The organism is Microbispora sp. NPDC049125 (genome assembly GCF_040802045.1).
Taxonomy (GTDB): domain Bacteria; phylum Actinomycetota; class Actinomycetes; order Streptosporangiales; family Streptosporangiaceae; genus Microbispora.
In genome coordinates this window covers 22,098-46,892 of the sequence record NZ_JBEZDW010000053.1, presented here as the reverse complement: position 1 = coordinate 46,892, position 24,795 = coordinate 22,098, and the positions used below count along the sequence as shown (strand labels likewise).

The window sequence follows — 24,795 nt, the reverse complement described above, 5'->3', positions numbered from 1 at the left end:
GTGGGCACGTGGTCGTAGTAGCCGGTGAAGTTGTACAGGTGGTGCAGGGTGACCAGGAACTTCAGGTTCTTGGACCGGATCGCGTCGGCGAACAGTTTGACCAGGTCGAGCTTGGGGCCGCGGTCGACGGAGTTCCATTCGTTGACCTGGCTGTCCCACATGGAAAAGCCGTCGTGGTGCTCGGCGACCGGCCCGGCGAACTTGGCCCCGGAGTCGGCCACCAGCTGCGCCCACTCGTTGGGGTCGAAGGCACCGCCGGCGGACTTGAGTTTCGGCGCGAACTGGACGAAGTTGCCCGCCTTGTCCCGCGCGCCGTCGATGAAGTTGTTGTACGGCCACGCCGAGGGGTCACCGTAGACGCTCTTGTGGTGGGTGTTCTCGGGTGAGCCGTTGATGTACATGGTCCGCGGATACCACTCGGTGCCGTACTCAGGCGTGGCGAAGGCCCCCCAGTGCCAGTACACGCCGAACTTCGCGTCCTGGAACCATTCCGGCGCGGCCGGATGCTGATCCACCGACGCCCAGGTCGGCTGATACGTGGCAGGCGCGGCATCGGCCGGAGCGGTCAGGCCCGGAGCCGTCAGAAGAGCTCCAACGAGCAGGGCCGAACCGGTCAGAGCGGTTCGCCGGCGTAGCCGGAACCACTTCGTGGTGGGCATGCTGCCTCCTGATCATGAGGGTTGTCGTATCGATTCGACAGTGGAATCGCGGATGGAGGGGTGGACAGACGGAGAAGACGCGCTTCTCGTGTGATCAGGCGGTGCGGGCCGGCCGGTACCGCCGGCGGCCCGCACCCCGGGCGGTTCAGTAGGAGTAGGTCGTGGCGCAGACGGTCCCGTTCAGGGTGAACGAGGCGGGCGGCGGGTTGGCACCGGTCTGGTTGCCGACAAACCCGAGACTGACGGTGTTGCCACCGTTCGGAGCGAGGTAGGTGTTCGAGCTCGTCGGGGTGACGACCACGTGGCGGCCGTCCGTCGAGAAGTTGCCGTTCCAGGTGCTGTCAGAGACGGTTTCGGTCGCGGCTGGGAAGGTGAACGCCAGCGTCCATCCCGTGATGGGCGTGGGACCGGTGTTGGTGACGCTGATGTTCGCCACGAAACCGCTGCCCCAGCCCGTGGCGAGGTTGTAGGTGACGGCGCAGGTGCTGTCCCGCGGCGTCCCCGTGATGAAGGTGACCGGCTGCGAGGGCATCGATAGATAGCCCTTCTGGTCGGTCGCGAGCACGTTCAGCGTGTAGGAGGTGCCGGGGACCAGGTTCCGCGCGGTGAACGAGGTCGAGGTCGACTCGCCGAGCAGCACGCTGTTGGTGCCGAACTGCTGGTAGACGGCGTAGCGGGTGACGGCGCCGCCGGTGGACGGCCGCCAGGAGATGGTCGCGGTGTCGGCGGTGACGTCGCTCGCCGCCGGGCCGCCGGGCGCGGTCAGGGTGGTGCTGACCGGGTTGGTGGCCGACGGCGTGAGCTTGAGCGTCACGATCGAGTACGGCGGAATGACCTGCGTGCTCGCGGTGCCCTGCCTGGAGGTGGCGATCGCGGTGTACCCGGAGCCGAGGGTGTGGACGGTCGGCGTGGTGCCGCTCGGGGTCCAGCCGTCGTAGCCGAGGTGCACGGTGTAGGCGTTGCCGGGGTCCTGGTTGACCAGTTCGACGCTGAGGCCGCCGTCGGCGTTGCGGGCCGCGTGCACGGTGACGAGCCGGTTGTCGGAGGCCGCCTTGACCAGCGTGTCGCCGGGCATCGCCACCTTGCTGAGCATCTGCAGCGCGTAGTAGGGAGCGAACGGCGTGTTCAGCGGCGGTTCGCAGACGTTGTCGCTGTTACAGTTGCCGCTCGATATCAGACCCCCGTCGCCGTACGACGTCGACCCGTCGGGCGCGGTGGTGACCTCGCCCATGCCGTTGCGGGTGTCCCAGTAGTCCACCGTGAAGACGCCGTTCTCCAGCGCGGCGAAGTAGACGTCCGCCGTGAACAGGCCGCCGACCTGTGTGTCCGACTGGTAGTTGGACGAGGTCTCGGTCAGCGCGATGCCGATGTCCGGGCCATTCCGACCGGCGTACTGATTGATTTGCTGTCGCACCTGCTCCAGCTCGCCGGGAAGCAGCCGCACCTGCTGGAGGACGTCAGCGGCGGTGGTGTGGTTCGGGTAGTAGTGCATGATCACGAAGTCGATGTACGGTCCCGCGATCGACAGCACCGTCTGGTTCCAGGCCGCGGTGTCCCCGTCCCCGACGACGCCGTCGGGCCAGTTGCCCGGATCGGTGACCACGGCCCCGATCTTGATCGTGGGATCGACCGCCTTCATCGCCCGGGCGTACTCCACCACGTTGTTCGCGTAAGTGGCCGGGCTCTTGCTCTCGTGGTAGTCGAGCTCCCAGTCGGCGCCGTAGTGACCGTTGCCGAAGATCTCGTTGCCGATCTCCCAGTACTTGACGCCGTACCCCTTGGTGACGTTGGCGTACTTCACCCAGTCGGCGGCCTCCTGGGCCGTGCCGGAGCCGTAGTTCGCGATGAGGATCGCCTGCGCGTCGATGGCCTTGACCGTGCCCATGAACGAGTCGAAGTCCGTCCCCGGCGCGACGTACCCGCCGCCGGAGACGGTGCTGGTCTTCCAGTGGAAGCCGTCTCCGTATGAGCCGCCGGGATACCGCATCATCCGCACGCCGGCTTTGCCGAGAAGGTCAACCGACGCCGGGGTGTTCATGTTTCCGTCCCATACCGCCTGGTTGAGGCCGTACGCGGTGTCGGGCACGGTGCCCAGTCCCTCACGGGCGTTGACGGTGACCTCAACGGTCGCGGTCGCCGCCTGGGCCCCGGTGGCCGGCGTGGTGAGGACGGCACCGGCGAGTGCCACCACCGCGCCCATGGCGAGCCGGCGCCGCCGGCCGCCACCGCGGAGAAACGACAGGTCCACTGGTTCTCGCTTTCTGGGGTTAGCCCGCGCTGGGGACCCGGGGCCGCGGCCGATGTGGCCGCGACCCCGTGCCGGTGTGTGGTCAGGTGGTGCTGCCGGTCACGCTGGTACCGGACTTGGTGATGTAGTAGGTGATCTTCGCCCCGCTCCAGAAGTGGAAGGTGAGGGTGACGCGGCCGTCGTTGACCTCGGCGAAGAACTCGGGTTTCAAGATGATGGTGTTCGCGGTGTAGTCGGGCTGGAAGGTCGCCCAGAACTCCTTGAACGTCGTCCAGTTGGCCGGTCCGGCGGGGCTGCCGTCGGCGTACTTGGCCTCCATCGTGGCGAGCTGGTCACCGCGGAACTGGGTGGGGATGGAGAACGAGGAGGTCGTGCCGGTGGCGGCGGCCTGGGTCGGCGGGTCGGAGGTGATGATGCTGATCTGCCAGGGCGCGCCCTGGGAGAAGCGGGCCTCGATGGTGGCGTTCACGCCGTAGGCCCGGCTGCCGGCCAGCCGGGTGAGGGCGGACGCGGTGAGGGTCAGCGTGTTGCCGGACACGGTGTAGTCCGTGCCGCTGACGAGGTTGGCGCCGCCCTGCCGCAGGCCCTGGAACGAGGTGCCGTTGAGGTTGAGCGTGAGCGTCTTGGCGGTGATCGTGCCGCCGCGCGGGAGATACACCTGATCGGAGGAGGCCGTGCCCGATCGTACGGTCCAGCTGGCCTTCATCATCTCGTAGATGCCCTGGTCCCGCCACCGCAGCTCGTTGCGTTCCAGGAAGGAGCCCGCGTCCCACAGCATGGTGGTGAGCTTGCGTATGCGGGCGTTGTAGCCCACGGCCTCGATGTACTTCAGGAACTCGCCGCGTTCGATGATGCCGGGCCGGGTGTAGTCGTAGGCGAGCAGCGCCCACTCTCCGATGATCACGGGGATCCCGCGGGACACGAACGTGTTGTACACCCGGTCGAAGCCGCCGACCAGGTCACTCTCGACGTTGCTGTCGTAGCGGGTGCCGCCGGCGATGTTGGCGCTGAACGGCCACCACCCGTAGAAGTGCACCGTCGCGGCCAGGTTGGGGTCGTGCAGCTCGTTGAAGGTGCCCGTCAACGCGTCCAGCCGGGCCTGCTCGGAGCTGGTGTACAGGGTGGGAAGCACGAGCAGCCGGGTGGCGTTGCCGCCGCCGGACGCGCGCACCACGCGGACGAACGCGGCGTTGAGCTCGTTCAGCACCTGATCGCTCTCGCTGTCTCCCGAGGTGCCGGTGAACTGCGGCTCGTTGATGCTCTCGAACACCAGCTTCTGGGAATAGTCACGGAACGTACCGGCGAGCTGCCGCCACAGAGCGTTGTACCGGTTCATCACGGTCGTACGGTCGCCCGGGTACCCGTTGATCCACTGCCAGGAGTCGTGATGCAGGTTGATCATCACGTAGAAGCCCTCGGCCAGCGACCAGTCGACCACCTGCCGTACGCGGCCCAGCCAGGCGGCGTCGAGGATGTAGTCAGGCGCCGGGCCGTGGTGGTTGCTCCAAGTGATCGGGATTCGGATGCTGTTGTATCCCTGGGACCGCACGTAGTGCAGCATGGCCTGGGTCGTCGGCGGATTGCCCCATGACGTCTCGTCGGGGATCGCGTCGAAGGTGTTGCCCAGGTTCCAGCCGGGCTGCATGGCGGCCACCCTGGCCATCGCGTCGCCCGGCTGCGGAGACACCGACGGCGAGGGGGACGGCGACGGGCTGGGCGACGCCGACGGTGAGGGGGACGGCGACGGGGATCGCGACGGGCTCGCCGACGGCGAAGGGCTGGGCGATCGCGACGGGCTCACCGACGGCGACGGCGAGCCGCCGTTCCCGGTGCACGTGACGCCGTTGAGCGTGAAGGCGCTCGGCGGGGTGTTGGCGCCCGACCACGACCCGTTGAAGCCGAAGGAGACCGTCGCGTTGGTCGCGATGGCCGCGTTCCAACTTGCGTTGACGGCGGTGACCTGTGCGCCCGACGAAGTGACCGTGCTGTTCCACGGCTGGGTGACCTGCTGCCCCGACGGGAACGTCCAGGCGAGCCTCCAGCCGTTGATCGGGTCACCGAGGTTGGTGATGCCCACGTCGGCGGTGAAACCGCCCGGCCACTGGGAGGTGACCGTGTACCCCACGCGGCAGCCCGCGGCCGCCTGGGCGTGTAGGGCGGTCATCACCCCCGCCGGCAGCAGCACAGCCATGGCGCCGGCCACCATGCTCACCCACAGCCGCGCTCTGCGTAAAAGCTGCAGATTCACGTGTAATCTCCTTTTCCTTTCATGGGTCTCGTCATGCCTTAGGCGGAACCGCGTGGTGTGGAGCCTCTCCCCGCGGTCGCATCAGGACGCGCCGATCAGGACGCCATCGGTAGGAGGGACGACCGGTTCGCCGCGAGCCATGACACGGGATGGCGTCCATCCGCCACGGGAATCACTGGGAAAAGGGCACCTGCAGCGTCGTGAGGGGCTCGCGCCCCGAGCCGCCATCCGGTTCGGTGTAGGCGATGGCGCGCTCAGCGTGAGAGGTTCGCGAAAGATGGCGTGCTCCCCGCAACCGACGCGGTTGCGGTTGCGAAAATCCCTGGAAGTCCGTCCCGCCCCGTCAGCGTGGCCGAGCGCGTTCACCGGACGGCTTCACGAGGCCTCGGAATGGGCCCGCAGGACCCACGCTTGAGGTGACCAAGCCATGCGAGTCTCGTCCACGGCACGCACTCTCCTGTTGATGAACGGCGGAACACGGCTCCCCGACCGCCGAACCGATTCGGATACGTCGAGATGCCGAAACCAGAGCGATCCCAGCTACGCAACAAGAACTGGATATGTCGCGAAACATAGCACCACCATTTATGGCAGTCACCGTCCACCACTTAGCCGACAGGTCAACGAACAGAGCACATCCATCAGGAGTGACGCCTCGAGAAGGGCCACACTCCCCCCCACCTGGTCAGCGGCGTGATCACCCTTCCCCCCGATGCGTGTTCATGTGTGCGGGGAGAAAACATCAGAGAGTTTCTAGGTCAGCACAGTGAAACTTTCAGTGTCCGAGGTACCGCCCCCCGGCCCGGATGGCGCAGCGGGTGCGGCGCGACGGTGATCTGTTCGGCGGCGACTTCATCAGGAGCCTGCTCGGGGTCCCCAGGAGGGTGGCAGGAACAGGCGCCAGTGCAGGGGGCAGGAGGCGGCGTCAGTGACGGCGTGGACGCTGATGCCGATCTGGCAGTTGCCGACCTTGCCCAGGATGCAGGAGTACTGCCGGGCCACCCGGGTGAGGCGATCCCGTCCCCCCGCGACCAGGGCCTCCACCCCAGGTGGCAGCTCGCCGTGGAGATGCTCGAGTGGCAGCTCGCCGTGGAGATGCTCGATGAGCTGGCCGCATGAGGGCTCGTGCCGCCGCTGGTGGTGGCCAATGCCGCCTACGGCGACAACGCCCGCCTACGCGCGGCCCTTGCCGAACGTGGCTTGCACTATGTGGTCCAGGTCAAAGGTGCTGTCACCGCCCACCACGCCACCGATGAACCCGACCCGTCACCTACTCGGGCCGCGGTCGCCTTCAAGGATCCATCAGCGGCCGGACCGGCCTGGGATGTGCTGGGACGCGTGGCCGTCGCCGTACGCCCGGATCCGTTTTGAAAGATTCAGGAAAGTTCACCTGGAAAGTTTCTCGGCTTACGGGCGTTTCAGATCGGCGTCGATGACAAAGGCGATGGTCCTAGGGACAGCGGACCAGTCGGTGGTGGCGGTGAACCCGTCATTCCAGGAGCCATTTTCATCCTGAGTAGCGGTCATCCTCGATGGCTTGCAGAACGAGGATGGCCTGCACGATCGGGGTGGCGCGGTGGGGGCAGCAGTGCAGGGTGCCGAGGATTTTCCAGGTCTTCAGGGTCGCGACGGCACGTTCACCGATGGCTCGGATGGGCATGCGCGTGGTTGACGTCCTTCTGCCCGCGTGACAACCGCGGGCGGTGGCGGTACCGCTTAAACGGGGTCCGGATGGCGCCGCCGGCGCCTTGGTAGCCCTTGTCGGCGAAGGTCTTCACGTTGCTGCCGATCAATGCCTCGATCAAGCCAACCGTCCGCGCGGCGGTCAGATCGTGGATGGCTCCGGGCAGGGCCGGTGAGGCCCAGATGAGGCGGCCGGCGGGATCCGCGAGGACCTGAACGTTCACCCCGTGGCGTTTGTGCTTCCCGGAGTAGTACGGCGTGTCATCGGCGACGCGGTCGATCGGGATGAGCATGCCGTCCAGGATCACGTAAGCCAGCCGGGCGGCCCAGACGATCGCGGCGTGCAGGTCATCGGCGAGGGCGGCGAGCAGGTCGACCGACTCGCATACGTACGTATCGCCAGGCGGTGGTGGTGCCGACGGCGAACCCGGCGGCCAGGCGGGTGTAGGTGTCACCGTTGCGCAGGTGGGCCAGCACGAGTAATGCCTGCCGTCCTGGTGTCAGGCGCCGCCATCGGCTCCTGCGTTGCGCGCGGTTGGCACGGATGAGGTCGGCCAAACGGGTCGACAGGCGGCCTTACACGCGCCTCCGCGCCCGCGCCGAGCTCAAGCGGCTGCCGATCCAAGCGGCTCGATGCCGGTCCAGCACGGGGTCTGACGGCTCATCCGAGGGTCAGATCGGGGTCAGACGATCAAAAAGCCGGACCCCCGATCTCGGGATCTAGCTCCTGACCTGCGTTAATGTGGTGGGCGATACTGGGATCGAACCAGTGACCTCTTCGGTGTGAACTTACCGGCCAGTGGACGACAGCGTCACTGTCCACGATTTGTCGAAGTTCGCAGTCCACCGGAGTCTGGCGCTCGAATGCCACGCGCCTTTACGACGTAGATTCGTTGCCCGTTTGAACATGGCCCGCCCGAACACTCAAGGGACCGGCGAATGCGGTGACACGCTGGACAGACATCTGTCACCGGGCGGCACCCTGCGGGAGGGTGGACTTTGATGACACCTGGGTGACACAAGAGAAAAGCCACAGCATCCGATCTTGGATACTGTGGCTCCGACCTGCCGAAACAGTGTCGGGACGACAGGATTTGAACCTGCGACCCCTTGACCCCCAGTCGCGTTTTCTCGTTCAACCGAATGCCGAACTGATCGCCTCGCATCTATTAAAGTGCAGGTAGACGGCCTGATCGGGCTGTCGGATCCTGTCGGCTGAATTCGATCGCTGACGTGAGATACAGCAACGAATGAGCAACGGACGATCATCCGGGGGACGCATGGGCCACTCCTACGTCAGGGTCGGAGCAGACGGCAGGAAGCGGTACACAGCCATGTACCGGGATATCCGCGGAGAGCGGCACTCGGCTGGCACCTTCACCAGCAAGAAGGCCGCCGACAAGGCCTGGCAAGCAGCGGAGGCCAAGGTCGCCGAAGGCCGTGTTGGAAGCACCGCCCGGAGTCGCCAGACCTTCCAACGCTACGTGGAGAAGGAGTGGCTGCCGCATCACGTCATGGAGGCGACGACCCGCGAGGGGTACACGTACTCGATCTACGCGCACATCATGGATTGGTTCGGGCCGATGCGCATGATCGAAATCCTCCCCAGCGACGTACGCGCCTGGGTGAAGGAGCAGCAGGACCGCGGCCTCTCCCCCGCCACCATCCGGCTCAACAAGTCGATCCTCAGCGGCATCTTCACCACAGCGCTGAATGACCAGGTCACCGCACTGCACCCGTGCAAAGGCGTGAAGACGCCGACGGTGCCGAAGAAGCCGCTGCGCATCGTCTCGCCGGAGGAGTTCGACAAGCTCTACTTCGCGCTCCCCACCGAGGAGGCCCGGCTCCTGGCCGAGACCGCCATCGAGAGCGGGATGCGCTGGGGCGAGTTGACCGAGCTCCGGGTCAAGGATTTCGATCTACTCAGCCGGATCGTCACCGTGAGCCGGACGATCGTCGAGATCAACCCGAAACACCATCCCGAGAGCAAGCGGTTCCTGATCAAGGAGTATCCCAAAGACCGGGAGTTCCGCCGCTTCAAGCTCAGCCCGCAGATCGCGGCGAAGCTTAAGCAGCACATCGAAGACACCAGGTTGGAGCGGGACGACCTGCTGTTCGTCTATCGCCCTGAGGAGCCCACGCCACAGCCGAAGCTGGAGCCAGTCGAGCTCCTGGGCCTGACCGAGCCGAACGCCGCCGGGCGACGGTACCGGCACGGCACGCTCAGCGCCTACTCCGCGGGCAAGTGCCGCTGCCAGCACTGCAAGAACGCCTACGCCACTTATCGTGCCGAGCGCCGAGCCGTGGGCAAGGACGACCCGCGCCGACCCCGCCGCTGGGACACCGACGGGCACATCCCCCGCCGCTGGTTCCGCGATCAGGTGTGGCGCCCGGCGCTGACCGCTTCAGGCCTGGAGTTCAAGGTCAAGATGCATGACCTCCGCCACGCCCACGCCTCCTGGCTGCTGGCCGGCGGCGCGGATCTGCAGGTGGTCAAGGAACGCCTCGGCCATGGCAGCATCTCCACCACGGAGAAGTACCTGCACACTCTCCCCGACGCCGACGACACCGCCCTCGACGCCCTTGCCCGCACGCAGTCGCGATCGCGAAGATGACACTACATCCGTCGATCAGAGGTGGGCGACACCTCCCCTAAGGGACCATCGTTAGTGATGGAGCGAAGCTTGATCATGGAGCCTGCAGCAAACCTCCGGGGTTTTCTGCACAACCGAAGGTTCACTGCAAAAGAGCGCTTAATCCCTCGTATGAAGAGGCACTTGATCTGCGCCTTTATACTGGGGGTCCGTCCTCATCGCCCCTACGAGGGGTCGCAACGTGATCCACCGGTCGTACGCCTTGGCAAGGATGCCAGTCCTCATCGCCCCTACGAGGGGTCGCAACATCAGTGCGGCTCCGGTGCCGGCAGTGCCCGAGGGCGGCGGTCCTCATCGCCCCTACGAGGGGTCGCAACGCTCAATCAAGCCGACCCCCGGCCTGGACCCGGAGAGTCCTCATCGCCCCTACGAGGGGTCGCAACAGTTGGCCGCGCTCGAGGCCACCGCGCGGGCACAGCGTCCTCATCGCCCCTACGAGGGGTCGCAACCGAGACCAGCTCGGCCGCCTCTTCGGGCCGCATGACCAGTCCTCATCGCCCCTACGAGGGGTCGCAACACCTCGACGTCGGTGACCTTACTCATCGGTGTCGTGTCCTCATCGCCCCTACGAGGGGTCGCAACTTGGGGATGACGGTGTAGCCGAGGCGCTTGCTGACGCGTCCTCATCGCCCCTACGAGGGGTCGCAACTAGCCCTTCACCCGGGCGCTGGTGCGCCGGGTGCGGGTCCTCATCGCCCCTACGAGGGGGTCGCAACCACTGGTCGATCCGGGCCACGCAGATGCAGTAGTCCTCATCGCCCCTACGAGGGGTCGCAACATGCATGGGGATGCGTGAGCCGCTAGGCGAGCGTGTGTCCTCATCGCCCCTACGAGGGGTCGCAACCGGCCCATACGAAACTCATCTCGACCTGACGACGCTGTCCTCATCGCCCCTACGAGGGGTCGCAACCGCGCACATGCGGTCCATGTCGCTCAAGGCCGCGGTCCTCATCGCCCCTACGAGGGGTCGCAACAAGAACGTGTGCCCCATGACGAGGTAGTAGCCGTCGTCCTCATCGCCCCTACGAGGGGTCGCAACCCACCACGGTCGCCCTGGCCGGCCTGTCGTGGGTGCGTCCTCATCGCCCCTACGAGGGGTCGCAACGCTGTCGTTTGAAGTCTGCATCCGGAATAGGGCGGTCCTCATCGCCCCTACGAGGGGTCGCAACAGGGAGCCGTCCTGCCCGGACAGCACCAGGTAGATGTCCTCATCGCCCCTACGAGGGGTCGCAACTAGAACACGCTTAGGACCACAGCACGTCCATGGAGACCAGTCCTCATCGCCCCTACGAGGGGTCGCAACACGCGACCGGCATCTACCCCGGTGACGTGCTCCGCGTCCTCATCGCCCCTACGAGGGGTAGCAACATCGGGTAGCCGATCGCGAGCATCCGCTCGGCCACACCGTCCTCATCGCCCCTACGAGGGGTCGCAACACGTCGCTGATGCCGATGTCGTCGTACAGGTAGGTCAGGTCCTCATCGCCCCTACGAGGGGTCGCAACCAGGAGATGATCCGGACCTTCACGGATGGGTCCTTCGTCCTCATCGCCCCTACGAGGGGTCGCAACGCGCCCGCCCTAGCATGGGCAAGTCCGTCCTGTGGTCAAGTCCTCTTCGCCCCTACGAGGGGTCGCAACAAGAAGACGTCAGTCTGCAGCATCATTTCAATCGGTGTCCTCATCGCCCTACGAGGGGTCGCAACCGCAGCCGGATGAGCTGAATGCTGAGCTGTCGCCGGGTCCTCATCGCCCCTACGAGGGGTCGCAACGCAGTGCCCAGGGTGGACACTCCCATTACATCCCCGTCCTCATCGCCCCTACGAGGGGTCGCAACAGGTGCAGCCGTGCCCGGTCGAGGTACTTGACCTGTCTTCATCGCCCCTACGAGAGGTCGCAACGCGGCGTTCATCGGGTCACCTCGGCAGCGTACCCAGGTATCACCGCCCCTAGGAGGGGGGCGAATGCCGCCGAACTTCCTCTGACCGGAGTCGCCCAAGTCCTCACCTCGGAGGTCACGCATACGCGAAGGCCCAGGCCGATGACATTGGCCTGGGCCTTTCGCGCTTGTTTGATGGTCAGCGTCTGACGCGTTGCGGGCTCTCCAGGTTGCAGTGCTCAACGACCCAATCCAGGTCGGCTCGGCAGACGTTCCTGATGAGCCACCGCACCAGAGCCTCCGCCTCTTCCTGATCGGTGCCGAGCTCATCAGCGGCCCATCCAACCAGCCCTGTGTCGGCCCCAAGTGCAGCAGCAGCGCAGATTCGCTCCACCACTAGGCGCTGAGCAAAGCTCTTGTCGGCCATCAGTCTGGAGAGCTCTCGCCGCGCGGCCTCCTGCTCCTCTTGGTGGATGAGCACATCCTCAGGGCTCAGATCATGGACGGCCACCCATGGCATTGGGTCGCCTTCGGCGAGGTAGAGGGCCACGTTGGCCATGTAGAACTCGGGCCTGAGTGACCGCAGCTGGTCGAGTGCCGCGCGCAACTGGCGTCGCGCGGTGACGGGGTCGAGCCCGAGCCCGTCGAGCTGCTCGGCGGGAGTGCCGTAGAGATCGCGGCTTCCGTTGCGGAGTCGTACGACGGAGTCGACAAGTAGCTCGAACCGTGCTTTCTGCTCACGGAGTGGCGCCGCCCAGGCGGACTGCCTGAGGTCGCGCACCGGCTGTGCGGAGGCCCCACGGGCGACCGCGTCATCGCGTCGCACTCGCGCCTCGATGCTCCGCAGCATGTGATGGACGAGCTGGGCGCGAGTGGCCCGGAGCCCGGCGGGCTCCCCTTCTCGAGGGCGCGTTTGGACCATCCGGGTCATGTGCTTGAGGTTCTCGACGCCCGCCGCCGGCGACGTCACCCACTCGACGATCGTCTGCATTTCGTGCACCGGGTCGCCTGTTCGGGTCCGTGGCAGCTCACCGGCCAATGCCTCGCGGAGCTTCTCATATCCAGCGAGGATGTGGTCGTCCATCACCTGCTCGCAGTCGTCACAGGAGCGCGTTTCCTGGACGCCATGGCAAGGCCTGCCCTCGTGCCTTGCACGCCGCAGGGGCCACCGCGCCGCGTCCCGGAGGGCGGGCGAGATGAGCGAGAAGTACGCCGGAAAAGCTACCGTCTGGTTTACGGACGTGAGAGCGGCGAGATTCATGGATTCCCCTCCGAGGGATGGCAGGAGAACGCGCCGGAAACGCGGTCTCGTGACAATGGCCTCGAAGCCCGAGGCCCTCAGAGGGAGCGGTATGAGCCCGCTCGAAGCTCGCCAGCGTCAGCTGTTGAACGTGATCAGGCTGCCAAACGCAATGACTACCGTCAAGCGCTTTCCCGATATATCACGTGGAGCGCTTCAGTAACCGATTTGTACTGCTCGATCAGCATGTCGTCATTCTCCGCCGGGCCTCCCAGCTCGCGTATCGCCTGACCCAGCAGGCCGCGTACGTCAGCCACCGCACGACGACCGCTACGGCCTTGGCGATCCCCTGCACGCCGGTCCAGTGCGTGCCCCTGCACCGAGGTGTTCGCGCGTATTCCAAGATCGTTCAGCACAGGCATCTCGGCCCGCATGGCCCTCCACTGTCCCCATTCGAAGAGCGCCGGACGCAGTGCCTCAACCGCGAGATACGCCGTCGGCACCCGGTGCTCATCGCGGCTCACATGGGCGATCAGTGCCAGGCGTCTCCTGGCGACGGCCAGGCGCTCACTCCAGGTCCACGAGTCAGGGGCGGCACCGAACAGGTCCTCTTCCAGTCTTTCCAAGGAGGGGCTCGCGTCGCGCAGCACATCAGAGCCTCGCCCGGTCAGCCGCCGGGCCGTCCGCAGGTCGAGCCGCTCGACCGCGCTCACACCGAGCCGGGCCAGCACGCGATCCGCTCCCAGCCGCGCCAGGATCCGCTGGCCGCCGCGGAGCTCTCCCGCCGGAGCCTCCGGCGAGCGAACGAGTTCAGTTACCCAGAGGGGGCAGGCAGCGGTCAGCGACCAGTCCACGGCAGCCGCGATCATGCCGTAGTTGGTCATCGGCGGTCCGGGGTTGAGTACGAGCACAACCTCGTCGACATCGCGCAGGCTGCCGAACGCCTCAGCGTCGGAAGGAATCGTACGTCCGGTGGGCGCCGCCTCCGACTCCAGCGCGGAGGTGACCAGGTCGCGGATTCGTCCCAGGCCTCCTGATACCCCCTCGATCACCCGTACGTCCACGGCAGCCGCCACGTTCGTGACCGAGCGCGCCAGCCGATGGGCGCGCTCCCTTGTCTCGGGGCTGGCCAGCAACCGCAGCCGTAGAGCGCCACGACGCGACAGCCGTTCACGTCGGCGCCACATCTCCGCGAGAACGGCCCCTACGGCCTGGCGGTCCTCGGCGTCCCTGCCCTCGCGGCCGAGGCCGACCGCCAGCAGCCCCAAGACGTCGCCGCTGCCCAGCACGGGCCAGCCGACTCTGCCGGTGCCGGCGACGAGCTTGACTCCCTGATCGTCCTTCTCCCAGCGCTCGGCGGCCGCCAGCAGGGTCGGCGGCAGAGGCCCAGGCTCCAGCCGTTCCGGCATCAGGTGCGCCCGATGGGTGGACGCAGCGGTGTAGAACTCGACCAGCGCATCGTCCTTGATCATGGCCGCGCAGGTGCTCCCGGTCTCGGCCCACAGCGCCCGGGCGGTCGCTCGCAGCCTTCCGGCCAGGCCGCCCTTTCCGTCGGCCCGGTCGCCGAGCGCGTCGATCAGTTCCCGCAGCCGGGTTCGGGCAGGAGGAGCGAGCGTCTGCTCCTCGCGCCGGAAATGCCTGCGGATCGATTCGGCGAACCAGGCACGCAACAGGCCGTAGTCGGCGGCCTCCCCTCGCCCGATGCGCTCGAACAGGGCGGCCTGCGCCGTCGGCCACAGATCGGCGAACCTGTCGATCTGGCCGGAAGTCAACCCGTCGACCGGCTTGGAGCGTTCCCGCAAAGCGGCGGCGAAGTGGGTGTCTCCCGCCTGCCGGGCTGCGAACAGCCGCCACAGGGTCCGGTTATCGGCGTCGATCTCGGCGAGGACGTCCCAGAACCGGTGGCGGAGCAGCCACGACTCCAGATGCGCGTCCGGGTCCCGCTGCCGATCAAGGACGTACGGCTCTTGCGGCGCTTCGATGTCGACGATCCTCGCGGGACACCGAGTGGTCAGGGCGGCGCAAAGAGCCCCGGCGCTCAGTGCGAACGCCCCTGAGCCGCAACTGATCAGGATCTCCTCCGGGCGACGGCCGGCGAGCCATCCGGCCAGAGCCCGCGAGGTGTCCTCAAGCCCCGGGCTCTCGACCTGGACGACTGCGACCGCTTCACCGTCGAACCGCTTACCGCATAGCCCCGCCTCCGAGATGAGCTCGGTTCGCATGTCGCCGGCCCACTCCGCGAAAGACCTGTCTCCCGGGCCTCCGGTAGACGTGGTTCCGAGCAGTACGAGCTGTGAGATGGGGATCTCAGCCGATGCAAGGCCCTCGAACATCTTGCGCAATGGGCGACGAGCCTTGCCCACCGCGGCGGGGTCGCCATCCAGGTCGGGAACAACCCCCACGAAGGTCCGGGCTGCCGGGCATCCTAGGTCGCCGCCACCCACGGCATGCACGAGCAGCACACCCTCGGTCTTCTCCACCCGGCGCCTCCAGTACAGCCCAGCCAACGGAACCAGCCGGGCAGACGGTACCTCTCCAGGTTGGAGGACGTTGATTAAATCGGTAACTATCCCATTTCACGTCTCCAGCGCCGGGTGTCCGAACTGGAGGAACCAGCCGATTTGCCATTAAATTTCCCGTTTTTCGGAGCTCTTGCGCCCCGATCGTTACCCGCATTTTTGGTGGAATAAATGACGAGCTCGGCGGACGGATTCACCGCGGTAGGCAACGAGCGCCCTCTGCCAGGGGCGATTACGTCACCGCTCATCCGCTCGTTGGCGGTGAACCACTCGTAGTTCTGCCCGCGTGGATCCGGGGGCGCCGGGTTGCCCTCCGGCCGCCAGCTCGGACGGACGCGAGGGTAGTGGACGGGGAGCCCCGGGTTGCCGCGCGCAACCGTCAGCAGGGCGTCTCTGATCGCGACGAGCTGAGGCGAGGATTCGACGAGCCGCTCGAACTCCTTACGCGCCTGATCGAGGATCGCGGTGGGGTCTTCGTCTGGGAGAGGGGCGGACAGCGACCGGTAGTAGTCGGCGTAGTCCCGGCCGGAGTGAAGCTCGGTGTTCTGGTAGTCCACGTCGAGCCGTACGCTGCCGAAGCCGAGCGGGCGGCCGTATCCCAACCTGTGGAAGTGACCAGGCGGGAAATCGAGCAGCCACGCGAGCGCACCTAGCTCGTGTTCGTCGAGGTCTCGGATGTCGACGACGAACCGGAAGGTCGTTTTGGGCCGCACCCAGCCCTTGATCGAGCGGTTCTGCGAGTCGCGCTGCTCGGCGTCCCTCGTCGCGTAGCGCTTGGAATCGCGAGTCGGTGAACCATAGTCATCGAGAGGGGCCCGCGACCGGCGGAACTCGCGAAAGTGACGGCCTACCCGCACCTGCGCTGGGTCGATCTTTCCCTGGCCCTCACTCCAATGCTGCGTGGGGTCGAGCCCGGCGTGATGCCAGTACGCCTTGCGCCCCCGCAGGCCCCGACCGGCCTGGTAGAGCTGCTCCTTCGGCGTTCGGTCTGGCACTGGTCTGTCCGGCCGATCGGCGGATTCCGCGAGGTAGAACCGTCCCTGTTGGGGCTTGGGGGCGCTGAGGATCGCGAGCGGGAGGCCATCACCGTCGAAACGGTCGACCGCCTCGGTGGCGACTTGCTCGCATACGACCGGGCCGACGCGAAGCCGCCCGCGATAGGCCGCCGGCCGTGCCCCCGAGCCGTTGGGTGCCACCCAGCCGAAAAGGCGGTCCGCCGGGGACAGCTGTTCGTAGCTCGGCGCCGGTGCGAGCGAGGCGGGCAGCAGCGCCGACGGCGCCACGGGGTAGAGGTCGCGCGGAACCAGGACCGGGTAGAGCCGATCCACCTTGCCGTCTTTCATGCGGGCATAGCAGGCCATTTTCGGCTTGAGCGTCATCCATTCCTGATCATGGATGTGCGGACTCCAGGCAAGCTGTCCCGGCCCGACACCGATTCGTTCCTCTGGTCCGGCGACACCGCCATCCTGACGTCGTCGTTCGAACAGCTCGGCCTTACTGTGCGCGTCCCGGTAGCTCTGAATGAGCCGGTCCCAGTCTTCGAGCAGCGCGCTCCACTCGCGTCCCAGGGGAAGCGGCTCTCGTTTGCTCCCGGGGGGCAGAGGTTCGAGATAGAGGAATCGCTCAGAGGTCTTGCCCTCGATGTTCGCTCCGGTGATGTAGGCCATTCCGTGTACGAGCCGCTGCCCTGGAGGGAGTCTTTCGGGCGATTCTCCTCGCACGAGGCGGACAACCCGGTTGCCGCCCTTTCGGCCGCCGCTGATCACGGCGCGGAGCTTCTGCAGGTGTTTTGGAGCCTCGTCCTTCCCGTAGATGCTCTGTCCGGCCTTGTCATACATCTCCAATGACGCGATCTCGAGCTTGCCGAGCACCCCCTCTGCCGCCACGTACACGGGCACCATGCCCAGGGCGTATCCGGCGTCGCGGCGGAACCCGAGAGGGGTGTCGTGTCCGCCGAAGACACCGAATCGGGAGTTGGTGACGGCTTCGTACGCGGCGCGGAGCATGCCTTTGACCGAGGTGGCGGGCAGGTGCGGGCGGCCGTCACGAAGTCGGACCGGGTAGACGAGATGGTCTGCCCCATCCTCGGACGGCGGCCGTCCTCGCGGCGTGTCGAGGAGCAGCAACGCTGTCTCGACCGTGAGCCTGATCCCGATGCGGCCGGTCCATGAGTCCTCCCGCAACCGGTCACGCGCGGGCGGTCGCCCGTCGTGGAACTGCTCGGGCAGGTCCTCCCGGGGAAACGCGGGAACGAAGGTGTAGGGATTCAAGAACTCGTCGGCCATCAGGCGGCACCTTCCACTTCATAGGGCTCGAAGCCGAGCAGGCGCTCCTCTGCGACATAGGCGTTGCCGTGCTCATGGTCGTGGACGACGTACTCGCGGGCGACCAACCGTACTCGGCCCCCAGGCGTAGTAGTAAGCGCGGGAACCGCGAGCGTGCCGATACGAGCAGAGGCGAGAGTGGCCCAGCCCTGATCCGCGGCTTTGACCCGTCCCCAGACCAGATACCGGGCCTCGATGACGTCGATCGCGTCCAGTGGCTCAACCCGATCGCCCATTGAGGCGGGCAACAGGCCGGCGTCCTCGGCGAGGAACACCACGTACCCCGCCTCCACCCAGCGCATCTCCACATCCGGTGTGAAGGCCCGCGCCTCATAGACCGTGGAAAGGTCCACGTGCCCGGCCGAGGTGACGCAGTCGCGTCCCATCACCCGGGTTACGTGGTACGCCGAAGGGGCGGTCAGCAGGGCGCAGCCGCCATCCATCCGGCCCGCCTCCAGTGCCTCGGAGAGCGTGACGCCGGAGCCGGCGACGCCGTACAAGGTGGTCATGACACCTCCTGTGCCAGGTAGTCGGTCCAGGCCCGGGCGATGAGCGCGATCTGAGCGCCCGCCAGCGCTTCGGCGAGCGTCACCTGTTCCGGCCACGGACCACCGGTGATGGTGATCTCCGAGACGTCGATGTCGCCGAAGCCACGATTGACGAGCGCGCCAAGCGGGATCCGTCCGGCGGCCAGATCTCGCAATGTCACGAACAACAGCGCCAATGCCTGATCACGTGCGTCGCCGAGACGAGTGAGGTCGACGGTGAGCCGGATGGGCTCCCAGTCGACCGCATGCGGCTCCAGGACGTGGAACAGCCGCCCTTCAGCGGCGCCGCCCGTCCACCTGTCGAGGGCGACGTGGTCGGCCTGGGCCATTCCGAGGTCCTCCAGCCTGTCAAGGACCGCCTCCGGCAGTGACCGGCGCTCGCCGTCGTAGTCCTCCGGAGGAGCTCCGTCGGCCCCAGTGACCGATCGCCACAGCGCGTCCGGGATCGTGACCTCGGCGGTGCACTCCTCGACGCGCAGCGCTCCCGCCCGCCGATCCGCGACGTCGTCACGGGCGGCGCCGAACAAGGCTCGTACGGCGGGCAACTGGTCGAGCTGGGCCCGGAACGCAGCGCTGTGCCCGGCGACAGACTCACCCGGAAGTGCCGTGGAGGCGATGAGACCTCGCGCGGTACGTTCGGCGAACTCCGCGTGGCCGCGTAGGGCCCCCTTCAGCGACGACCCCGGCAGGACCAGCGTCAGGTGGCCGCGGTCGACTCGGGTAGTGAGCGGCAACGTGTCGACGATCAGCCCGCTTGAGGTGCCACGGACCATAATCGGCGCACGCGGCCCCCAGGCGACCCGCACCTCCAGAACCTCCCGCCGAGGTGACAACTCCGGATCCACCGACCGCAGTGACACCGGCGATCGTCGGCGCGCCGGATCGTCCCGGAGCACGGCGAGCAGTCCCTCCGGCGAGTCGAACCGGTCCACCAGCACATCCAATGGCTCGTCGAGCAGCCGGACCGAGCCGAGCCCCCGGCGGGTGGCGGCCCCGATCCGGATCTCTCCCGCCGCGAGGGCGCCCAGCAACGCCCCCATCCGGGCCTCGTCCAAGTCGGCGTCCTCACGGGACTCGATGTCGATCTCCAGCCGCAGGTAGCATCCGGCGGGCACGACGGCCCTTCCGAACAGGAACTCCGGCGCCGCCGTCCCGGTCACCCGGTCGATGCCCACTGAAGGCCGGAACTCCAGGTACGCGGGATCGAGCGGGGCGGCGGGCACACCGTGCTCGTCCAGCCGGCATGCGGTGGCGACCAGGGCGTCCGCGACAACCACGCGGCTGGCTCTGCCCCCTTTGCCGCGCTCCGGCACGAAACCCCACAGATCGGTGAGGCTCGGCGACTCCGGATCGATCCCTCGTGACCAGCTTCGCAGGACTCCGGCGAGCGTCGTGCCAGGCACGTACACGCGGCCGAGCCCGTCCAGGGCGATCGGCAACGGTTCGGCGGGATCCCCGCCGAGCCCTCCGACATGCAGGGGCGACTCGGTGCGCAGCCAGCCCAGGGCCCTGACCCGGCTCGTCACGTGCCGCCCGGCTCTCACGCTCATCGCGTCCTCCCGTCGACCGGCACACGCTCCCGCGCGGCCTCACGGACCTGCGCCGCCACACACGTGGTGAGGAGCACGCGCACCGCCTCATCGTGCAGCTCGGCTCGCAGCGCGGCGGCGCCGTCACTGGTCACGGTGAGCTCCTCCTCGCGCAGACCGAGGAAAGTCCATACAGATTCGGCGTCGTCCAGCAGCAGGCGCAGCGACTCCACCCTCTCCTTCGGCCAAGGGCGGCGGCCCGCGTTCGACTTGGTGAGCCAGGCCAGCCGATTGCGGGCACTCTCCATCGACGGCGCCCTGACCACCTCCCGCAGCCCGTTCAGCTGCGACGAGGTCACTCCAGTGGGAAGGAGCCGGGCCCGTCGGTCGGGATCGGCCATGATGAGCTCGCACCAGCGATGCATCTCCGCGCGCCATGCCGCGCGCTCAAAAATCCTTCCCTCGGCGTGGCCGTCCTCGTCCGGTAGGAGGAGCTCGACAGGCGCGGCCACGGGGGCCGGCGCTCCCTCACCGAGGTCGGCCGCCGACCGTGTCCCTCCCGACACCGTGGTCTCCTCGAAAGTCCGGCGCAGCAGGTCGTGGTCGATTTCGAGCTGCCCGAACCCTTCGGCCCGGCGCTCCCCCACCCCTGCGGCGCGCAGCTCCTCCAAAGCCTCGGCGGCGATGGGGCCGCCCTCGACCGCGAAGGTCAGGCAGGCCCCGGCGGCAAGGCCGTACAGCGTGGCACGGGGCAGGCCCCAGCCGCGGTGCCAGCTCTCGGTCCGGCGCGCGCCAAGCGCCGCGTCAAGCGGCCCGTCCCCGGCCGTGCCGAGCAACGGCTTCAGCCTCACTCCGGGGGCTCCCGCGCGGCAAAGCGCCTGCTCCAGCGCACGCGCCACGTCGGCCGGCTGGGTGCTCGGGCGCAGCCGGAGGTCGCGCACCAGCAGGTCTGACAGCAGCCACACGCGGAGCAGGTCGGTCGCCCCCTGACGTCGCGGTGGGGCGACGACCGGACGCGCCTCCACCCGCACCTGGCCGTAGTCGTCCTTCGACGAACGGCCGAGCCGCCAGCGCCCGGCCAGCCGCTTCTCCCAGCCCGGCTCCAGGACGCCGGACCGCACCCTCACCTCGGCGCGGAGAACCGTTCCGGCCGCCAACGCCTGGTAGATGTAGACGCCACCGACCTCCCGGGTCGGCCGCTGCTCGTCGTCGCTGACCGTGTTGTGCATGCGCAGTGTGAAAGTGGGTCTGACCACCATGCCCAGGTCCGCGTTCTCCACGGCGACGTGGCCGTCCCGGTACGGCTTGCCCTCCACGCGATCCGCGGCCATCCGGTTGCCGATGACGACCTGCCTGTTGTTCTTCTCGTGGAGGAAGACCCTGGGCACGGGCAGCGTGCGCGACCCTCCCGGCGCCTGCGGGGTGGCCGTCGTCACCAGCAGGTCACCGGTGCGGACCAGGGCGTGCGCCGGGCCGCCGAGCCGCCGAGCCACCTCCGGCATGAGGCACCAGCCGGGCAGGTCCCCCCGGCCCTGCACCAGGTTTCCCTGAACGATGGCTCCAGCCAGCACCGGCTCCTCGACGGTGATCAGCAGCTCGGCGCGTTCCCAACCGCGCCCGGCCGGGGGGCGCGCCGGTGCGGGCCGATCAACCACCTCGTACGGCGAGGCTGCCGGAGGCGCGGGAACCGGCGTCCCGGCCAACACGGCGAAGTCCGGAGTGATCCCCCGAATCGTCAGCCGGCACCGGCCCGCGCCCCGGCGCCGCTTGCCGCCGACTCGATCCAGCAGCCGTGCCCCGGCCGCGAGGAGCGCGAGTGCGGCATCTCGCTGTGCCGGGTCCAGTTCATCGCCCCCCTTCAGGGCCGCCTGGCCGGTTAGCGTGACGCCCGCCCGCGACATTTCCTCGAACCGCAGCTTCCGGGCCTCGGCGGTGCCCGTCACCGGGTCGATCGTCACGCCCGGCTTGCGAAACGTGGCCGCCCACGCCACCCGGGGCCGCGCGCGCAGCAGCGCGGGCAACCGGCCGGGCAGCCGGAGGGCGCCTTCCAAGGACAGGGCGGCCGGCCGTACCGGATCGTCGTCCGGCCCGTACTGTCCGCCGAAGAGGAACCCCACCCAGGCGTGCCACGCTCCGGGCCGGCCGCCGTCCAGGGCGTGCGCCGCCAGCTCGCAGGAGTCCCGCCAGACACCGATGAGGGTCTTGGCCGGGACGATCGGCGCGGCCGGGGCGCCTCCGTCCTCGGGTGTGTCGCGCTGAACGAGCCGGTCGGCGTACCCACGAATGCCGGTGCCCGTGCCGATCCGCCAGTCGCTGATCATGTGGAGATCCAGCTCGAAGTTCACCTTGCCCCTCCCCCGTCGCCGAGGAATGCCTGAGCCTCCATAGCGTCTACCAGGCCCGTCATCGTCGTCCCTTCGTGATCACTCCACACCAGCCGCCCGGACCCGTCGCCCAGCTCGTCCAGCGCCTCCAGGCGGGACTGATCACCCCTGAACCGCATGCGCAGCAGACTCCACCGGGCCTCCGCCACGTCTGCGCCGAGGCACAGTCCCTCCCGCAGGTCGTGCGCGACACCGGCCGGCACGAGCGGCTCACCCGACTCCGCGTCCCTGCGCCGCAGCGCTGCCACCCGTCGTTCCAGATCCGCCCAACGCCGACCTTCGGCACGTGGGTTGCCGCTGCTCTCGCCCACCACGTACGGCGTGGCCGTGGCGGGCCCGCCGCCAGGCAGCGTGACCGACCGCCGGAGCCGCTTCAGGTCCGGGGCGGAGCTTTCCAGCAGCACGGTGAACGCGAGCGCCGACGCCCAGTCCTTGACCCCCTTAGCCTCGGCGGTGATCAGCTCCTCGGCGAGGTCGTAGGCGAATCGGAACGGGTAGTTCCGCTTGACGATCGCCACTCCCGCCGCGGCGCCGAGGCCCGTACGGCCCGCTTTCTTCAGCACGGGGCGGAGCGTGTCATCGTGAGCGGTTTCCCGTTCGAACGCCTCCAGGTAATGACGGGTGAAGGGCAGCGCGACCTCGCCCTCGCAGAGCACGGTCAGGTCGTCGCCCCCGAGCACCAGCGGCAGCACCGGCGGCCGGCCGTCGACGTTCCGGCTCGCGTGCTCGACGGCCGTCAGCTGCAGCGCGGTCCGGAACGCTTTCAGTGCGCAGCGGTCGGCACCGAGTGACAGCGTGCGCAGTTCCTTCGCGTAGGCGGCGTGCCCGAGGCCGGACATGCGCTCGCCGAGACCGCGGAAGAGCTGACCGAAGCCGTTCCCGTCGGCATGGATCACCGCCACCCATTCGGCCTCCAGCCCGAGGCGATCGACAATCTTCGACATCGTCCTGGAGGTGGTCTGCGCGTTTTCGGCCAGCCGATCCAGCGCGGACGGGAAATGCGCCAGTTTCGCCACCGAGGCCGCTGATCTGGTGCTGAGCGGCTCGCCGCGTCCCTCGCGGCGCAGCTCGGTCGCGGGCAGGCCGGTGGATTGGCAGTCCTCCACCAGCGGCAGACGCAGGAACCTCGCCTCCGGGCCAGGCCGGGTCTCCTGCAAGGCAGCCAGCTTCTTGCCCGCCTCTTCGCGGCCGGCGGCCAGCGACTCACCCACGTCGTGGACCACACCGCAGACGTCGAGACCGGGCGCCTCCACCAGAGCTCGCCGAGTGAGCTCGGTCACCAGACGCCGTCCCGCCTCCCGGTCTCTGACCAGCGCGGTGACCGAGCCGGCGCTCGCGGTGATCAGCTCGGCGTCATGACCGTCCTCCAGGCGCCAACCGGGGTGGAACCCCTGGAATGTACGTGTCAACGCCTCCTCTGCCCAGGTGCTGTTGACTCGGGCGATCAGGTCGGAGGCGCCGACGATCTCCTTTCGTTTCCTGGAGGAGAAGATGTAGCGCTGTTTGCCCGCCGTATTGATCACGACGAGATGCATGGCTCTCCCTTGTCGTTCGACGTCTCGTAGGGATGCGGGACCGCCTTGACCGCGTGGCCGAACAGCCAGCCCAGCGCGAAGGCGACCCCGGCCGGCGCGGCGATGAACAGCCGGGGCCGCAGCTCGGCATACTGTGGCCGAGCCACCGTCCACGAGCGCCAGGCCGCGTAGACGTGCCGTACCGCCAGTTCGAAGTCCGCCGTCGCCTCGGGCAGGTTGGCCGGGCCACCGTCGATGACCAGTGCCGCGCGGCACCGCTCCCAGCGGCCGTCAGTGTCCGCGCAGCCCTCGCGCGCCACCCGCAACGCCTGGGCGACCATCAGCGGGTTGTCCGCCAGGTGCACGACGATCGCCACCGCCGTGCCTTCGGCCACCTCCTCGAAGTCCGGCTCCTCGATCACCTTCGCCAGCACCATCGCGCGGCCGACCTCGGCCGGGCTCAGCGGCTCTTTCAACCGGCTACTGATCCGGATGGAGGGAAAAAAGTCCGACTGGGCCCGCTCCGAGCGCTGGGGCAGGACAAGAGCGTGGCCAACGGCCGGGGTCAGTTCTGCCACCTCGCCGTCGGATTGGAGTCGGGCCTGCCGGTCAGGGTCACGGGCATCGCCGCTCAACCCTCGCAGCTCCCGCTGCACGTTGAACTTGAACATGGCCCCCAGCTCGAATGCGTCCGGCAGCGCCGCGTTGACGTAGAGCGACACTGGCGTTGACGGATCGGCCTCGGACAGCTCGGTCAGCCTGGCGGTCGCCAGCTCGTAAGCGAGATCAAGGGCGTCCTTGCGCGTTGCGCGGACCGCCAGACGTTCAGCGGCGTCCCCATCCGGCCTCGCCGCCGGGATGTCCCGCCGTACGACGAAGCAGGAGTCGTGGTGACGGCGGGCGTGATCGGAAGCCGCGGCGCTCCATTGGCTACTCCATGGCCCCCGCCAGGTGCTCTTCGGCAGGGAGATCACGATGCCCACGCCTCTGCTTCGCTGCTGCCACAGGTTGATGCCGGCGAACATGGCGGCGGCGGTCACGCACAACGCGGTCAGAAACAGCCGCTGCTCGCCCAGCCAGCTCTTGATGACATCCGGCACGGTGCCGGCGGCCACCGCGCCGGCCACACCCGCGAGAGCCGCCACCCCCCAGCGCGACACGCCTTCGAGTAACGGCTTCGTCCTCGCAGCTCGACCCCGGGAAAGCCCCATCCCGTTCCGCCCTTCGCCCATGATTTCGCTCTCATCTACTACAGATGGACAACGGGAACGGCGCGGGCAGAGGCTCGCCCACCTGCCTGAACGGGCGGAGTGCCACGGAAGCGGCCGCCTCCTAAAGGATGAAGACGCCCCTTCATCACGCTGACGA

The 24,795-nt window shown here is 67.9% G+C and carries 13 protein-coding genes, 2 pseudogenes and 1 CRISPR repeat array; of the genes and pseudogenes, 2 read left to right on the top strand and 13 right to left on the bottom strand.

Translation table 11 applies throughout. From position 1 onward, the window contains the following. From AB0B72_RS37105 to AB0B72_RS37090, 4 genes and pseudogenes are all read right to left on the bottom strand, one after another. Positions 1–659 (bottom strand): alpha-L-fucosidase (locus tag AB0B72_RS37105; RefSeq protein WP_367744234.1); only part of this gene is annotated, 659 nt, incomplete at its 3' end. A gap of 145 nt (positions 660–804) precedes the next feature. Then, a complete protein-coding gene (locus AB0B72_RS37100; RefSeq protein WP_367744233.1) occupies positions 805–2,907 on the bottom strand; it encodes a cellulose binding domain-containing protein in 2,103 nt (700 codons plus the stop codon). Positions 2,908–2,989: 82 nt separating this feature from the next. Next, positions 2,990–5,155 (bottom strand): cellulase family glycosylhydrolase, encoded by a 2,166-nt coding sequence (locus AB0B72_RS37095; RefSeq protein WP_367744232.1) that lies wholly within the window; start codon positions 5,153–5,155, stop codon positions 2,990–2,992. An 885-nt stretch (positions 5,156–6,040) separates the two neighbouring features. After that, positions 6,041–6,157: pseudogene (locus AB0B72_RS37090) on the bottom strand (transposase); the annotation flags it as partial. Between the two features lie 123 nt (positions 6,158–6,280). On the opposite strand from AB0B72_RS37090, the gene AB0B72_RS37085 reads away from it, so the two are divergent. Further along, complete coding sequence (locus tag AB0B72_RS37085; protein ID WP_367744231.1) at positions 6,281–6,526, top strand: transposase; 246 nt, start codon at positions 6,281–6,283, stop codon at positions 6,524–6,526. Positions 6,527–6,662: 136 nt separating this feature from the next. Here the strand turns inward: AB0B72_RS37085 and AB0B72_RS37080 are convergent. Continuing rightward, positions 6,663–7,408 (bottom strand): annotated as a pseudogene (locus AB0B72_RS37080) (transposase family protein). 680 nt (positions 7,409–8,088) lie between these two features. On the opposite strand from AB0B72_RS37080, the gene AB0B72_RS37075 reads away from it, so the two are divergent. Next, entirely contained in the window at positions 8,089–9,453 is a 1,365-nt protein-coding gene (locus tag AB0B72_RS37075; RefSeq protein WP_367744230.1) for a tyrosine-type recombinase/integrase, read from the top strand. A 190-nt stretch (positions 9,454–9,643) separates the two neighbouring features. Then, positions 9,644–11,456: direct repeats of the CRISPR family, unit length 30 nt; unit sequence GTCCTCATCGCCCCTACGAGGGGTCGCAAC. Between the two features lie 112 nt (positions 11,457–11,568). Here AB0B72_RS37075 and AB0B72_RS37070 read toward each other — a convergent pair. From AB0B72_RS37070 to AB0B72_RS37035, 8 genes are all read right to left on the bottom strand, one after another. Further along, positions 11,569–12,453, bottom strand: a complete 885-nt coding sequence (locus AB0B72_RS37070) for a hypothetical protein (RefSeq protein ID WP_367744227.1) — start codon at positions 12,451–12,453, stop codon at positions 11,569–11,571. A 338-nt stretch (positions 12,454–12,791) separates the two neighbouring features. Then, entirely contained in the window at positions 12,792–14,831 is a 2,040-nt protein-coding gene (locus tag AB0B72_RS37065) for a hypothetical protein (RefSeq protein ID WP_367744226.1), read from the bottom strand. 344 nt (positions 14,832–15,175) lie between these two features. Then, complete coding sequence (locus tag AB0B72_RS37060) at positions 15,176–17,413, bottom strand: TIGR03986 family CRISPR-associated RAMP protein (protein ID WP_367744225.1); 2,238 nt, start codon at positions 17,411–17,413, stop codon at positions 15,176–15,178. Beyond that, positions 17,413–17,961, bottom strand: a complete 549-nt coding sequence (csx19, locus tag AB0B72_RS37055) for a CRISPR-associated protein Csx19 (protein WP_367744224.1) — start codon at positions 17,959–17,961, stop codon at positions 17,413–17,415. Before csx19 ends, AB0B72_RS37060 begins: the two co-directional genes overlap by 1 nt. Then, a complete protein-coding gene (locus AB0B72_RS37050; RefSeq protein WP_367744223.1) occupies positions 17,958–19,550 on the bottom strand; it encodes an RAMP superfamily CRISPR-associated protein in 1,593 nt (530 codons plus the stop codon). The genes csx19 and AB0B72_RS37050 overlap by 4 nt, the downstream gene beginning before the upstream one ends. Then, positions 19,547–21,874 (bottom strand): RAMP superfamily CRISPR-associated protein, encoded by a 2,328-nt coding sequence (locus tag AB0B72_RS37045; RefSeq protein WP_367744221.1) that lies wholly within the window; start codon positions 21,872–21,874, stop codon positions 19,547–19,549. Before AB0B72_RS37045 ends, AB0B72_RS37050 begins: the two co-directional genes overlap by 4 nt. Further along, positions 21,871–23,448: a hypothetical protein gene (locus AB0B72_RS37040; RefSeq protein ID WP_367744220.1), complete on the bottom strand. Its 1,578-nt coding sequence runs from the start codon at positions 23,446–23,448 to the stop codon at positions 21,871–21,873. The genes AB0B72_RS37045 and AB0B72_RS37040 overlap by 4 nt, the downstream gene beginning before the upstream one ends. Next, on the bottom strand, positions 23,433–24,554 hold the full coding sequence (locus AB0B72_RS37035) for a hypothetical protein (protein WP_367744219.1): 1,122 nt from the start codon (positions 24,552–24,554) through the stop codon (positions 23,433–23,435). The genes AB0B72_RS37040 and AB0B72_RS37035 overlap by 16 nt, the downstream gene beginning before the upstream one ends. Between the last annotated feature and the right edge of the window lie 241 nt (positions 24,555–24,795).

Coding starts and splice junctions, on each gene's coding strand:
- csx19 (WP_367744224.1), bottom strand. CDS start 17,961: ATGACCACCTTGTACGGCGTCGCCGGCTCCGGCGTCACGCTCTCCGAG.
- AB0B72_RS37070 (WP_367744227.1), bottom strand. CDS start 12,453: ATGGACGACCACATCCTCGCTGGATATGAGAAGCTCCGCGAGGCATTG.
- AB0B72_RS37040 (WP_367744220.1), bottom strand. CDS start 23,448: ATGCATCTCGTCGTGATCAATACGGCGGGCAAACAGCGCTACATCTTC.
- AB0B72_RS37060 (WP_367744225.1), bottom strand. CDS start 17,413: ATGGCCGACGAGTTCTTGAATCCCTACACCTTCGTTCCCGCGTTTCCC.
- AB0B72_RS37065 (WP_367744226.1), bottom strand. CDS start 14,831: ATGCGAACCGAGCTCATCTCGGAGGCGGGGCTATGCGGTAAGCGGTTC.
- AB0B72_RS37075 (WP_367744230.1), top strand. CDS start 8,089: ATGAGCAACGGACGATCATCCGGGGGACGCATGGGCCACTCCTACGTC.
- AB0B72_RS37050 (WP_367744223.1), bottom strand. CDS start 19,550: ATGAGCGTGAGAGCCGGGCGGCACGTGACGAGCCGGGTCAGGGCCCTG.